General features: G+C 42.0%; 13 protein-coding genes. 2 read left to right on the top strand and 11 right to left on the bottom strand.

Translation table 11 applies throughout. The features are described from left to right. Positions 1–7: 7 nt before the first annotated feature. The 6 genes from der to prsW form a co-directional block, all read right to left on the bottom strand. Positions 8–1,318, bottom strand: coding sequence for a ribosome biogenesis GTPase Der (gene der, locus V514_RS0103850; protein WP_029498428.1), 1,311 nt, complete (start codon positions 1,316–1,318; stop codon positions 8–10). A 178-nt stretch (positions 1,319–1,496) separates the two neighbouring features. Next, on the bottom strand, positions 1,497–2,678 hold the full coding sequence (gene rpsA / locus V514_RS0103845) for a 30S ribosomal protein S1 (protein ID WP_029498427.1): 1,182 nt from the start codon (positions 2,676–2,678) through the stop codon (positions 1,497–1,499). A gap of 87 nt (positions 2,679–2,765) precedes the next feature. Next, on the bottom strand, positions 2,766–3,356 hold the full coding sequence (locus V514_RS0103840; protein WP_029498426.1) for a lysophospholipid acyltransferase family protein: 591 nt from the start codon (positions 3,354–3,356) through the stop codon (positions 2,766–2,768). Positions 3,357–3,358: 2 nt separating this feature from the next. Continuing rightward, complete coding sequence (cmk, locus tag V514_RS0103835) at positions 3,359–4,030, bottom strand: (d)CMP kinase (protein ID WP_029498425.1); 672 nt, start codon at positions 4,028–4,030, stop codon at positions 3,359–3,361. Between the two features lie 107 nt (positions 4,031–4,137). Beyond that, entirely contained in the window at positions 4,138–4,794 is a 657-nt protein-coding gene (locus tag V514_RS0103830; RefSeq protein WP_029498424.1) for a flagellar brake protein, read from the bottom strand. A 98-nt stretch (positions 4,795–4,892) separates the two neighbouring features. Then, positions 4,893–5,579 carry a glutamic-type intramembrane protease PrsW gene (prsW, locus tag V514_RS0103825; RefSeq protein ID WP_029498423.1) on the bottom strand — a complete coding sequence of 229 codons (687 nt, stop codon included), beginning with the start codon at positions 5,577–5,579 and terminating at the stop codon, positions 4,893–4,895. A 60-nt stretch (positions 5,580–5,639) separates the two neighbouring features. Here prsW and V514_RS0103820 point away from each other — a divergent pair, with 60 nt between their 5' ends. Then, a complete protein-coding gene (locus V514_RS0103820; RefSeq protein ID WP_029498422.1) occupies positions 5,640–6,611 on the top strand; it encodes an asparaginase in 972 nt (323 codons plus the stop codon). A 44-nt stretch (positions 6,612–6,655) separates the two neighbouring features. Here V514_RS0103820 and V514_RS0103815 read toward each other — a convergent pair whose 3' ends face one another. From V514_RS0103815 to V514_RS0103795, 5 genes are all read right to left on the bottom strand, one after another. Beyond that, entirely contained in the window at positions 6,656–7,318 is a 663-nt protein-coding gene (locus V514_RS0103815) for a GntR family transcriptional regulator (RefSeq protein WP_029498421.1), read from the bottom strand. A gap of 154 nt (positions 7,319–7,472) precedes the next feature. Beyond that, the gene (locus tag V514_RS0103810; protein ID WP_029498420.1) at positions 7,473–8,438 is read right to left on the bottom strand and encodes a YpdA family putative bacillithiol disulfide reductase; all 966 of its coding nucleotides are present in this window, start codon (positions 8,436–8,438) and stop codon (positions 7,473–7,475) included. Between the two features lie 118 nt (positions 8,439–8,556). Further along, entirely contained in the window at positions 8,557–9,414 is an 858-nt protein-coding gene (locus V514_RS19610) for a LysM peptidoglycan-binding domain-containing protein (RefSeq protein WP_029498418.1), read from the bottom strand. A gap of 75 nt (positions 9,415–9,489) precedes the next feature. Then, positions 9,490–10,923 (bottom strand): RecQ family ATP-dependent DNA helicase, encoded by a 1,434-nt coding sequence (locus V514_RS0103800; RefSeq protein ID WP_029498417.1) that lies wholly within the window; start codon positions 10,921–10,923, stop codon positions 9,490–9,492. 3 nt (positions 10,924–10,926) lie between these two features. After that, entirely contained in the window at positions 10,927–11,943 is a 1,017-nt protein-coding gene (locus tag V514_RS0103795; protein ID WP_029498416.1) for a helix-turn-helix domain-containing protein, read from the bottom strand. Positions 11,944–12,047: 104 nt separating this feature from the next. Between V514_RS0103795 and V514_RS0103790 the strand changes: the two genes are divergently transcribed. Further along, a complete protein-coding gene (locus tag V514_RS0103790) occupies positions 12,048–12,296 on the top strand; it encodes a ferredoxin (protein ID WP_029498415.1) in 249 nt (82 codons plus the stop codon). Positions 12,297–12,303 lie beyond the last annotated feature (7 nt).

The following is a 12,303-nucleotide window of genomic DNA, read 5'->3' as shown; positions in this document are numbered from 1 at the left end:
CGCTCCTTTAGTCTCGTGCACGTGTAATAATACGAATTGGCGTTCCTTCAAAGTCAAATGTATCACGAATACGGTTTTCTAAGAAACGTTCGTACGTAAAGTGCATTAATTCAACATCATTGACGAAGACAACGAATGTTGGTGGTTGAATCGCTACTTGTGTTGCATAGTAAATACGTAGACGACGACCTTTATCCGTTGGTGCTGGGTTACGCGCAATCGCATCCATAATGACTTCATTTAAGATGCTCGATTGAACGCGCATTGTGTGGTTGTCATGTACGCGGTTAATAACAGGTAACACGTCATGTACGCGTTTCCCTGTTTTTGCTGATGTGAACACGATTGGTGCATAGTCTAAATATTGGAATTGGTCACGAATTTCTTCGATTTTTTTATTCATCGTTTTTTCGTCTTTTACAACTGCATCCCATTTATTCATGACGATAATAATTGCTTTCCCTGCTTCATGTGCATAACCAGCAATTTTTTTATCTTGTTCTTGAATGCCTTCTTCGCCGTTTAATACGACTAATACAACGTCTGAGCGTTCAATTGCTCGCATTGCACGAAGCACTGAATATTTTTCAGTTGTTTCATACACTTTCCCTTTTTTACGCATACCGGCTGTATCGATAATGACATATTCTTGTCCATCCGCTTCATACGGTGTATCGATGGCATCACGTGTCGTCCCCGCTACATCGGATACGATAACACGTTGGTCGCCTAAAATTGCATTCACAAGTGATGATTTCCCTACGTTTGGACGGCCGATTAATGAGAATTTAATAACGCCTTCGTCATAATCTGTATCATCTTGTTCTGGGAAGTGTTTCGCACACTCGTCTAATAAATCCCCTAAACCTAAACCATGTGACCCTGAAATTGGGTATGGATCGCCAAAACCTAGTGAATAGAAATCCCAAATTAAATCGCGCATATCCGGGTTATCAACTTTATTGACCGCTAATACGACCGGTTTTTTCGTTTTGTATAAAATTTTCGCAACTTGCTCATCTTCCATTGTGACGCCTTCACGACCATTTGTCATGAAAATAATCACATCTGCTTCGTCCATGGCAACTTCTGCTTGTTGGCGAATTTCTTCTAGGAATGGTTCATCTCCTAGTTGAATACCACCTGTATCAATAATATTAAAATCATGTGTTAACCATTCTGCTGAGCTATAAATACGGTCACGAGTAACACCCGCTATGTCCTCAACGATGGATACGCGTTCGCCAACGATACGGTTGAAAATGGTTGATTTCCCTACGTTCGGACGGCCGACGATTGCGATGACTGGTTTCGTCATAGTTTACTTCATCCTTCCAGCTTTCATATCTTTCATTAATAACGCAACAAAAAAGATGATGGTACGGAGACGCCCATCACCTAATCCGTATACTTTCCATTTGTATTTCATTTTATCAAAGTTACGTCTTAATGAAAAGAAAAACAGACGAATTCATGCGAAGTCGTCTGCATTTTCATTATTTATCGTCTGTTTTAAAGTCCTTTAGTTGTTCGCCTAAAAGATCGCCAAATGAGAAGCCACTTTCTTGCTCTGGAAGATCGTATTCTTCCTCTGCTGCTTCATCATGGTCTTCTTTTTCTAATAGCTCACGAATACTTAGTGCTAGACGCTTTTCCTGTTCGCTTACTTCAAGTACTTTTACTTGTACTTCTTGACCTTCTTGCAACACTTCATGTGGCGTATTAATATGTTTGTGCGCAATTTGCGAAATGTGTACTAAGCCTTCTACACCTGGGAATACTTCGACAAACGCACCGAACGTTACAAGGCGGCGTACAATGCCATCAAGTAAGGCTCCTTTTGGCGCTTTTTCTTCGATGCCTTCCCACGGACCTGCTAACGTATCTTTAATAGAAAGTGAAATACGTTCGTTGACTGGGTCAACAGAGAGTACTTTTACTTGTACTTTTTGGCCTTCTTTTAACACATCGTACACATTTGAGACGTGCTCATGCGCTACTTGTGAAATGTGTACAAGACCATCGACGCCACCAATATCGACAAATGCGCCGAATGCCGCGATACGTTGAACCGTACCATCGAGCACATCGCCTTCTTTAATCGTATTGATAACCTCTACTTTTTTCTCTGCTTTTTCATCTTCTAATACCGCACGATGCGATAAAATTAAACGATTTTTATCTTGATCCATTTCAACGATTTTGAATTTCAGCGTTTTACCTTTGTAATCGTCAAACGTTTCCACGAAATAATCTTCTACTAATGAAGCTGGTACGAAACCGCGCACACCAAGGTCAACGACTAAGCCGCCTTTGACGACATCTTTCACTTCCGCTTCGATTACTTCGCCATTATCGAATTTCTCTTTTAATGTTTTCCACGCTGCAATGGCATCAACTTGACGCTTTGAAAGTACATAATTTCCGGTGCCTTCTGAATCAGATGATGGCTCTTCTACCTTTTTCACCATCACTTCGAACTCATCGCCCACTTTAACAGCGTCCGATGCTTTTTCGACATGTAAACTTGATAACTCACTAATAGGGATAATACCATCGTATTTTGCATTCGGAATGGATACAATAACGCGATTGTCTTCAACAGACTCTACTCGTGCTTTCACGATATCACCATCGTGTAACTCTTTTACTTCATTCAGATTCATTTCTTCAGACATATGTAATCCTCCTTCACATCGATTACGTTTATTTTAGTTGATACAACGCTTAAAAACAAAAATTAGCTATTACAAACGCACTATTTTTTATTTTTTCTCGTATTCATCTAGAATTTGTTGAATTCCAGACATAATAACCGCTGTTACTTCCTCGGCTTTTGCACGGCGTTCACGATAAGGGGTCATATCGATCGGCTTACCGAAAACAACTGTAATCGGATGGAAGCGTTTATATGGTCCAATGACGGCACACGGTAACACAACAGCATCGCCACCACGTAGCGCGAAGAAACCCGCGCCGCTAAAGCCTTCTCCTAGCTTGCCATCTTTACTGCGATGACCTTCTGGGAATAAGCCCACAACTTGTCCATCCTTTAATAGATTTAAAGCTGTGCGTAGTGCTTGTCGATCACTAAAGCCTCGTTTAACAGGAAAAGCATTAATCTTTGGTAGTATACCCTTAAGTACCGGTACGCTAAACAATTCTTCTTTCGCCATAAAATAAAGTGAGCGCGGTGACGCAATCCCAACAACCGGCGGGTCTAAGTTTGAAATGTGATTTGAGCAAATTAACACGCCGCCTTCTTTTGGGAAATTTTCACGCCCAAGTACTTTTACGCGATAAAATGGAAATAGTACCGTTTTAACAACGCCACGTGCAAACTGATAGAATTCCATATTTAAGCCATCCTTTCACTCGCTAATTTTAAAATGGCATTCGCTGCTTCATCGATTGATAGCGCAGTTGTATCTAAGAAAATGGCATCTGCCGCTTGCACAAGTGGTGATGCCTCGCGCTCGCTATCTAATTTATCGCGCAGAGCGATTTCTTGTTGTAGTTGTTCAATCGATGACGCAATGCCGCGGTTGTTATTGTCTTCAAAACGACGTCGTGCACGTTCTTCGACTGTAGCTGACATAAAGACTTTTAACTCCGCTTGTGGTAATACGGCTGTACCGATATCGCGACCGTCCATTACGACGCCGCCACGAGCTGCCATGTCGTGCTGTAGAGCTACCATCACTTCGCGCATTGCCGCATGTGCCGCTACTTTTGACACGTTTGCTGAAATCGTTGGGAAGCGGATTTCTTCTGAAACGTCCTCGCCGTCTAAGAGCACGCGCTGACCGTTTTCAGTCGGTACTAATTCGATTGTTGAATTTTTTAATAATGTTGCAATCGCTTGTTCCGACGCTAAATCGGTATTTGTACGCAATGCTTTTAATGTTAGAGCGCGGTACATCGCACCTGTATCAATGTATGTGTATTGAAGTTTTTCAGCAGCAATTTTCGCTACTGTACTTTTGCCAGCACCGGCTGGTCCATCAATGGCAATTTGAATATTTTTCACGCTAAATTCCTCGCTTTCTTCTAAAGTAGTATTGTATCACAATATAACCGTTATCGGTTATAGAGAACAGCCAAAAAAAGAGCGAGCACATAGGCTCACTCTAGGCATTAATAGGACATTTCTTTCCGGTAATTAATGAGTTGGCGTTCAAAGCAAAAACGCGTAATCAATTTGCGGTCAATGTCGTCGGTATCGACAAATTGAATCGGGACGATTTTTTGTTCATCCTTTTCGATAATGCGAATAATTTTCCCAGTCACGTGCACATAGTGTGTGCCATCTTCTTCTTTCGCAAATGGCAACACAAGTGTCAGTTCCACCTCATCATTGGCTTGTAATGGCAGCGCGCGATTTAAATAGATAGCAATGCCGCCTGCACTCACGTCGGCCGTCACAAACTGATAAAATTGATTGTCATAGCGCATCGCTACATCGATTGCTGTTTCCACGCGCACATATTCACGGCGCTGAATTTTTTCAACATCCTCGTCTGTTGGTGCAGCGAGTCGTAGCATTGGAATATTCGCTTTTTCACGCCCTAAAATGACGGTGCGAAACGCATGTGCCACTTTCTTGTCATCAACAAACATGACGCGAAATACTTCTCCAACATTTAAATACATCGTGCGTTTCGTCACGCTATGAATCGGATAATCAATGAAGATTTCCCCGTCCGCTATATCGACTACACGACAATTATAACGCTCGGGCGTTTCTTCGTTGATCGCTTCTAATATAAAATTGGTTCCGACTTTAAAATCCATGAGTACATCTGCTCCTCGTTGTACATTTTGCTGTTCGTACGATAATGCCTTTAGTATACATAATTTATTGACTGTAAGCTATAGAGAAATAGTTATTTTTAACCTTTTTTTGATTTTTTGTAGGACTTTTCCATTAATATTGATACTAAATGCTCGTGTGCTCGTTTTACTTTCCGTAACGCGAACCACCACAGGAAAATCATAAATGGAATCACGATATAATCTAATTTCCCTGGCAATAACAACAGCGCATTGTAAAATACGTGCAACACGATTGGCGCAGCGAGTGACCACAACAACCACGTCTTCTCAGTTTTTAATTTTGAAAACTTCGCCTTACCTAAATAAAAGCCCATGACGACGCCAAACAATGCATGACTCGATACCGGCAGCAATGCACGCATCATCGCGGTATCTACACCATACGATAACAAGTATAAAATATTTTCGACCGTCGCAAAGCCGAGCGACAGCGATACACCATACAAGATGCCATCGTACGGATCATCAAACTCAACGTGGTTATAAATAATTAACATCAATAAAAACCATTTAAAAAATTCTTCAATCATCCCTGTGAACAAAACTTCTTGTATAATAGGATTTGTAAAAATATGTTCTTCTTGCAAAACATATTGAATAAATAAAATAGGAAATGTTAAAGCGGCACCGTAAATAAAGGCATGAAGCAAATTACGCGGTTCTGTCGCCATTTGGTTGCGCAAGTAAAAAAAGCTTAATAGTGCAAGCCCCGGTGCAATGGCGACGGATAAGAGGATAAGCATCGCAGTCTCCCTTCTCCGTTTTTTTCTATTATTCTATTATATAATATATGGAGGTATAGCATGACAAAGAAAATTTTACTTATTCATACTGGCGGTACGATTTCAATGCACGTTAGTGAGGATACAGGGGCAGTAGTGCCTGACACCGTCAATCCGTTAACAAAGGAACATGCCAAGCTTGAGCGCTTAGCCGCCATTACTGAAATTGAAGCGTTTAATTTACCATCGCCACATATGACTCCAGAACATATGTTGAAGTTGCGTAATATTATTGCCGACGAACTAGCGCATGAAGCCTTTGATGGCGTTGTGATTACACATGGTACCGATACGCTTGAAGAAACTGCGTACTTTTTAGATTTAACGACAAAATTGGAGGCGCCGATTGTGCTAACAGGTGCAATGCGCTCATCAAATGAACTTGGGGCAGATGGTTTATACAATCTCGTCGCCGCCATTCGTGTAGCGAGTGATGAAGATGCGCGCGGTAAAGGTGTGCTCGTTGTTATGAACGACGAAATCCATCAAGCTGTCAATGTGACAAAAACATCGACATCATCGGTATCTACATTCCAATCGCCGCAATATGGTCCGATTGGTTTAGTGACGAAAACGATGATTCATTTCCACCATGCGCCGATTATTCGCGAGTTTGTTGACGTGCAAAATCTCACAAAACGCGTGGCGATGTTAAAAGTATATGCCGGCATGGACGGTGATTTAGTCGATGCCGTTGTCGAAGCAGGTTATGATGGCCTCGTACTTGAAGGGCTTGGTCAAGGGAATGTACCGCCTGCACTCGTACCAAGCATTGAAAAAATGATGCAACAACGCCTCCCTGTCGTACTTGTATCGCGCTGTTTTAATGGGATTGCACAAGGGGTTTATGGCTATGAAGGTGGCGGTAAACAACTCGAAAATATCGGCGTATTATTTACGACCGGTTTAAACGGTCCAAAAGCGCGTTTGCGTCTATTAATTGGCTTAAATCAACATCAGCAACCACTTGAAATGTCACGTTTCTTCGAATAAAGAAAAGCCGGAATCAATCGATTCCGGCTTTTCTTTATTGCAGCTTATTTTGTACGCGCCGCATACTCTTCAGATGCGCGCACCCAGTTTTGTTTCGTAATCGTATGTGCCGTTTTTGCATCATGCGTTTCAAGTGCCTCGATCAACTTATCATGCTCTACGACGGATTGCGCCGTTAAAATAATCGAGTTGTGGAAGAACAAACGTCGCACATGTGCTTGAAAATCCGATACAGGATTTGCGATATATTCATTGTCTGCTTCTTGAATGATGAGCGTATGCAGTTCATCGTCTAGTTTTAATGCTAAATAAAAGTTTTGGCTTTCAATCGCTAATGCAAACTCGGCATTTTTAGCACGTAACTGTTGAATAAAGGCAGGTGTTACGCCTTTTCGTGATACTTCTTCTGCCGCAAGTGCTTGCAGCGCCGCAAGTACCGGTAAAATCTTTTCAACATCGGCATTATTAACGGCTGTCACTTGTGTTGCGACACCCGGATGCATTTCAACAAACCCTTGCGCATTTAATAATTGTAACGCTTCGCGCACTGGTGTACGACTTACGCCTAATGCTGTCGCCAGTTCCGCGTCATTTAATTTTTCTAACGGTTGCAACGTACCATCAATAATCCACTCTTGCAATTGTAAAAATGCACGTTCTTTTGCAGATAAACGTGCCGGTTTCATAAAGTCCTTTGGTATTGGCATCGTGTCACCTCTCCCGAATTCTATATATTGCATATTATAAACCACATTTAAATACGTGACAAATTTCGTTGTGACAAATTTTACGTCGTCGTGATATATTGCATACATAAACGCAGTAAAAAAAGCGCTACTTAGCAAAGTAGCGCTTAAATGATTATCGACGTTTTTCATCGATACAACGTGCAATTTGACCGCCATGGAAGCGGCCATTCTCAATAAAAATTTCATTGGCATTGTTTCCTGCCGCAATAACACCGGCAATAAATAAGCCTTCTACATTTGTTTCCATCGTTTCTTCATTAAATGTTGGACGCCCTGTTTCTGTATCAACTGTAACACCCATATCGCGGATAAATGAATGATCCGGATGATAGCCGGTCATCGCAAATACGAAGTCATTGTCGATAACTTGCTTTTCACCAGCGACTGTTAATGTCACGGTCGTATCATCGATTTTTTCAACGCTCGTATTAAAGAGCATGCGAATTTCATCATTGCGCGCTAATGCCGCAAAGTCTGGCAGTACCCATGGTTTAATACTTGGTGAATAGTCGCTACCACGATAAGCTACGGTCACGCGCGCGCCAGCTTTATGCAGTGCTAGCCCTGCATCGATAGCCGAGTTTTTACCACCAATCACGAGTACATCGGTGTCAAAGTACGGATGGCCTTCTTTGAAATAATGCATCACTTTCGGTAAATTTTCACCGTCAATGCCCATATAGTTTGGATGGTCATAATACCCCGTCGCGATAATCACGTACGGCGTTTCATACGTGTCTTTTGACGTTTTAACGATAAAGTTTTGCTGTTGTTTTTCAACATGCTCTACGTGTTCAAAACGATGAATTTGAATGTCTTTACGTTTGACGACTTCACGATAGTAAACGAGCGCTTGATTACGCTTCGGCTTTTGCCCTTCAATAATAAATGGTACATCACCAATCGCTAACTTTTCGCTTGAAGAGAAAAATGTTTGGTGTGTTGGATAATTATAAATCGCATTGACGATATTGCCTTTTTCTATAACGATTGGATTTAACCCAATCTGTTGTAAAGCGATTGCTGCCGCTAGACCACATGGGCCACCGCCAACGATAATCGCATCTTCTTGACGCATGTCAGTCATCCCTTTTTTGTTATATTCGTTCCCGAATCTATTTTACTATATATTTAAAATTTGTCACTTGTCGCGCTTATTAAAAAAAGGTTCAGGCAATCGCCTGAACCTCAACTACTTATTGCATTGGTAACGCAATTTTAACGCCGGCTTTCACTTTATCGGATGATAAACCGTTTAACTGGCGAATTTGTGCTGCTTTTGCGGCTGAGCCGTAGTAGCGGATTGAAATGCTTTGAACCGTATCCCCTGCTGAGGCATTGTGTAAATAACCATTTTGGATTGATTGACGGTATGCAGATGACGTCGTGTTTGGTGCGGCACCTGCTGCTGCGGCTTCTTTCGCCGCTTTTTCTTGTGCTTCTTTTTGTGCTGCCGCTTTCGCTGCGGCTTCTTTTGTCGCTTTTTCTTGTGCGGCCTTTTGTGCTGCTGCTTTCGCTGCGGCTTCTTTTGCCGCTTTTTCTTGTGCGGCTTTTTGTGCTGCCGCTTTCGCCGCGGCTTCTTTTTCAGCTTTTTCCTTCGCCGCTTTTTCCTTCGCCGCTTTCTCTTTCGCTGCCTTTTCTTCAGCAGCTTTTTTCTTCTCTGCTTTTTCTTGCGCTTCCGCGGCTTTTTTTGCTTTTTCTTCTTCTATTTGTTGAGCCTTCGTTTGCTTGTCGTTATCATCGTCACTCGCAACTGCACCGGAATTAGATGAATTGCCATTACTTGATTGTACATTGACGTCGCTATTTGCTAAATTTTGTGTCGTCGTGTTATCACCGGAATTTGCAAAGACACTAAAATACACGAGAATCAGAACCGGCACAAGAACAAAAATACTTCCTAAAATTGTAACCAATTTATTGTTATGCTTTTTTTCTTGTTCATTTCGAGCTGCTCTACGTGAAGCGCGTCCGGGATTTGTTTGTGCACTACCACCAACTTCAATTGATTGACGATGTGCCTCAACTTTATCTCGATAGTTGTTTTGAGACATGATGATCCCCCTTTTTCATAGCCATATCATATTATAGTATGGCTTCTGTACTTTGAAAAGTATTCGCTGACGACTTCAATTAAATGGTAATAATTGATTGAGTCGTTGTTGCCAATTTAGTAAGTCTTTTGAATTATTTTTATCTGTATATGGTGCTAAAATAGCATGACGTTCGATACCACATGCCGAACAGCAATTTTGCGGCTTTTCTAGCAATTGTTCATCAAAATACGCTAATAATTGCGCACGAATACACGTTGATGTCACGATTTTTGCTACGGCACTCACTTGTTGTTGCTTATCAGCTGCTAGCTCCTGAATTTTTTGTGACACTTCTGACGGTGCCAATTGACGCATCCAATAATCTAACACGCGAAAAGCAGTATCCGTCATTTCACCATTCGCCACTAATTGCGCACGTGTTTTCCCGGCATCCGCATAGGCCATATAACGAGAAATATGAACATCTGTTGGTAAATCAAGCGTCGCGACTTCTACTGTGCGCGCGGCATCACGTGCGTCATAATATAATGTTACGAGCGCTGGTAACCCGTCGCGCCCAGCACGCCCTACTTCCTGCATATAACTGGAAACGGTTTGTGGCAAATGGTCATGAATAATTTGACGAATATTATTTTTATGAATGCCCATACCAAACGCATTTGTCGCACAAATCCAATCCAGTTCACCATGCATAAACTGGCGTTGGACGAGCATGCGATCTTGTTGCTCCATTCCGCCATGATAAAATGTCGCACGAACCCCCGCTTGCTGTAACATCGACGCATACTCCATCGTTTTTTTTCGCGACTGTGTATAAATAATACCGGGACCTTCAAATGTTGTCACCTGTTTGATAATCGCTGCCGCTTTCTCGAACGGCTCGATTTCAAGCGCCTCGTAATGTAAATTTGGACGATCTACAGAATGAATAAATGTCGCAGGCTGCTTCATCGCTAAATAATGTTCAATATCGCTTATAATGCGCGCCGTTGCAGTCGCACTAAGCGCTAAAATCGGCGGACGTGCTGCTGGGAGAGCGTCGGCAATTTGTAAGTAATCTGGCCGAAAATCGTAGCCCCATTGCGAAATACAATGCGCCTCATCAACGACGATTAACCCGAGCTTCATTTGCTGTAAACGCCCTTTAACCGCTTGGCTCGCGAGCATTTCCGGGGATAAAAATAAAAAACGATAATCTTCGAAATGCTGCCAGACAAACTGTTTATCGTCAGGCGATAAAAAAGAGTTTAGTGCTGCAACACGTTTTTCGCCAAATTGCTTTAATTGTTCCACTTGGTCTTGCATCAACGATAATAACGGTGAAATGACTACAATGGTTCCTTCCACAACATAACCGGGTAGCTGATAACATAATGATTTCCCCATGCCTGTCGGTAACAACGCGACGGTATCACGCCCTGCCAATACCGCTTCGATAATGTCTTGTTGCCCTTCACGAAACGCCGTATAACCAAAACGTTCATGCAAAATTTGTTGTAGTTCCATCGTCTATTCCCCCTTTGCCGCTAACACTAACCGAATTTGAAAATAACTCACATGCGGCAACTGCTCTTTAATGGCGCGTAGCTTGGTCGTTTGAAGTGTTTGCGCTTGCGTGCGAATCGCTGCCGTATCATCGATTGAGACGAATTGTGTGAGTGGAAACTGTGCGTCATTCATCGCCATTTCGGCTAAATGGTCTTCAATTGTACTTATTTTCAACTGTCTAAACTGTGCAATTTGTTCCAACGAATACCCTTTATAAAAAAGCGTTGCTGTTTTTTGTGTCGATTGTGTTAACAATTGGTCGATGCGAATATGTTGCGTTAAATCGGCGATAAGCGGATAATGTTGCGCTTCATTAATGAGACTATGTAGGCAACTAATATAGCGCAACTGTAAGCTCAATACATCTTCTTTTAAAAGTTGTTCGAGCTGATGCCATGTATAACCGCTTTGCTCGTAGCCACTTAGGCGATAGACGAGTATTTGTTTTGAACGCTCGTCTAATTGTAAACGCTCTAGCAACGTGCGTAATTGTGTCGTAAATTGCTGCTGAAAGGCAGGTTGTTGAAAATCATAATGACGCAAATATTGTTTAACGAAGCGTTGCGTCGCACCATCTTGTTCAATTGGTAAAAAGCGCATCGTCTGCGGTGCATTGGATAACGTCTGAACAACGAGTGCTAGTCGCTTGAAAAAAGCATGTTCACGACCGCGATAATGCCACCCATCGAAACCTTCAGGACGGAAATCTTCTATTAATTGATGTCCTTTTTCGGTGACGACAACATTTTCATCGGTCAAAAGGATGAATTGTTCAGCAAAAAGTTTTTCAATATACGTATCGTATTGAGCCTTCGTCAGTTTTGGTGTTATACTGAAAAAAGGATATAATTGAAAAAGCCCGACATCTTGAATCGTCTGGCCCGATTTCTTGCCTTTAAACAGGTGATAAACGGCTGACGGTCCACGCTGATTGTTATAGCGGGCAAAAATAGACACGATTAATTTAGTGGCAAACATGTATATTTCCTCCCTGTTCTAGTAATTTAGGTTGAAATGTATGAAAAAGCGACTTAGAATAGTGTAGTGAATAGAGGACGAAGCAAAGAAGGAGAGATTGAGAGATGGCTAAATTTACAATCGTCGATAAAGATACATGCATCGCTTGTGGCGCTTGTGGCGCTGCAGCACCAGATATCTATGATTATGATGACGAAGGTATCGCATTTGTTATTCTTGATGATAACACAGGTACTGTTGAAGTTCCAGAAGACCTAATGGAAGATATGGAGGACGCTTTTGAAGGCTGCCCAACAGATTCTATTAAAGTAGCTGACGAAACGTTCGACGGCGACGCGTTAAAATACGAATAATTTTTAT

The organism is Kurthia huakuii LAM0618 (assembly GCF_000505545.1).
Lineage (GTDB): Bacteria > Bacillota > Bacilli > Bacillales_A > Planococcaceae > Kurthia > Kurthia huakuii.
This window is presented reverse-complemented; position numbering and strand designations above follow the sequence as displayed.

Excerpts from the sequence above, each read along its gene's own strand:
- der (WP_029498428.1), bottom strand. The coding sequence starts at position 1,318 with ATGACGAAACCAGTCATCGCAATCGTCGGCCGTCCGAACGTAGGGAAA.
- rpsA (WP_029498427.1), bottom strand. The coding sequence starts at position 2,678 with ATGTCTGAAGAAATGAATCTGAATGAAGTAAAAGAGTTACACGATGGT.
- V514_RS0103840 (WP_029498426.1), bottom strand. The coding sequence starts at position 3,356 with ATGGAATTCTATCAGTTTGCACGTGGCGTTGTTAAAACGGTACTATTT.
- V514_RS0103830 (WP_029498424.1), bottom strand. The coding sequence starts at position 4,794 with ATGGATTTTAAAGTCGGAACCAATTTTATATTAGAAGCGATCAACGAA.
- prsW (WP_029498423.1), bottom strand. The coding sequence starts at position 5,579 with ATGCTTATCCTCTTATCCGTCGCCATTGCACCGGGGCTTGCACTATTA.
- V514_RS0103820 (WP_029498422.1), top strand. The coding sequence starts at position 5,640 with ATGACAAAGAAAATTTTACTTATTCATACTGGCGGTACGATTTCAATG.
- V514_RS0103815 (WP_029498421.1), bottom strand. The coding sequence starts at position 7,318 with ATGCCAATACCAAAGGACTTTATGAAACCGGCACGTTTATCTGCAAAA.
- V514_RS0103810 (WP_029498420.1), bottom strand. The coding sequence starts at position 8,438 with ATGCGTCAAGAAGATGCGATTATCGTTGGCGGTGGCCCATGTGGTCTA.
- V514_RS19610 (WP_029498418.1), bottom strand. The coding sequence starts at position 9,414 with ATGTCTCAAAACAACTATCGAGATAAAGTTGAGGCACATCGTCAATCA.
- V514_RS0103800 (WP_029498417.1), bottom strand. The coding sequence starts at position 10,923 with ATGGAACTACAACAAATTTTGCATGAACGTTTTGGTTATACGGCGTTT.
- V514_RS0103795 (WP_029498416.1), bottom strand. The coding sequence starts at position 11,943 with ATGTTTGCCACTAAATTAATCGTGTCTATTTTTGCCCGCTATAACAAT.
- V514_RS0103790 (WP_029498415.1), top strand. The coding sequence starts at position 12,048 with ATGGCTAAATTTACAATCGTCGATAAAGATACATGCATCGCTTGTGGC.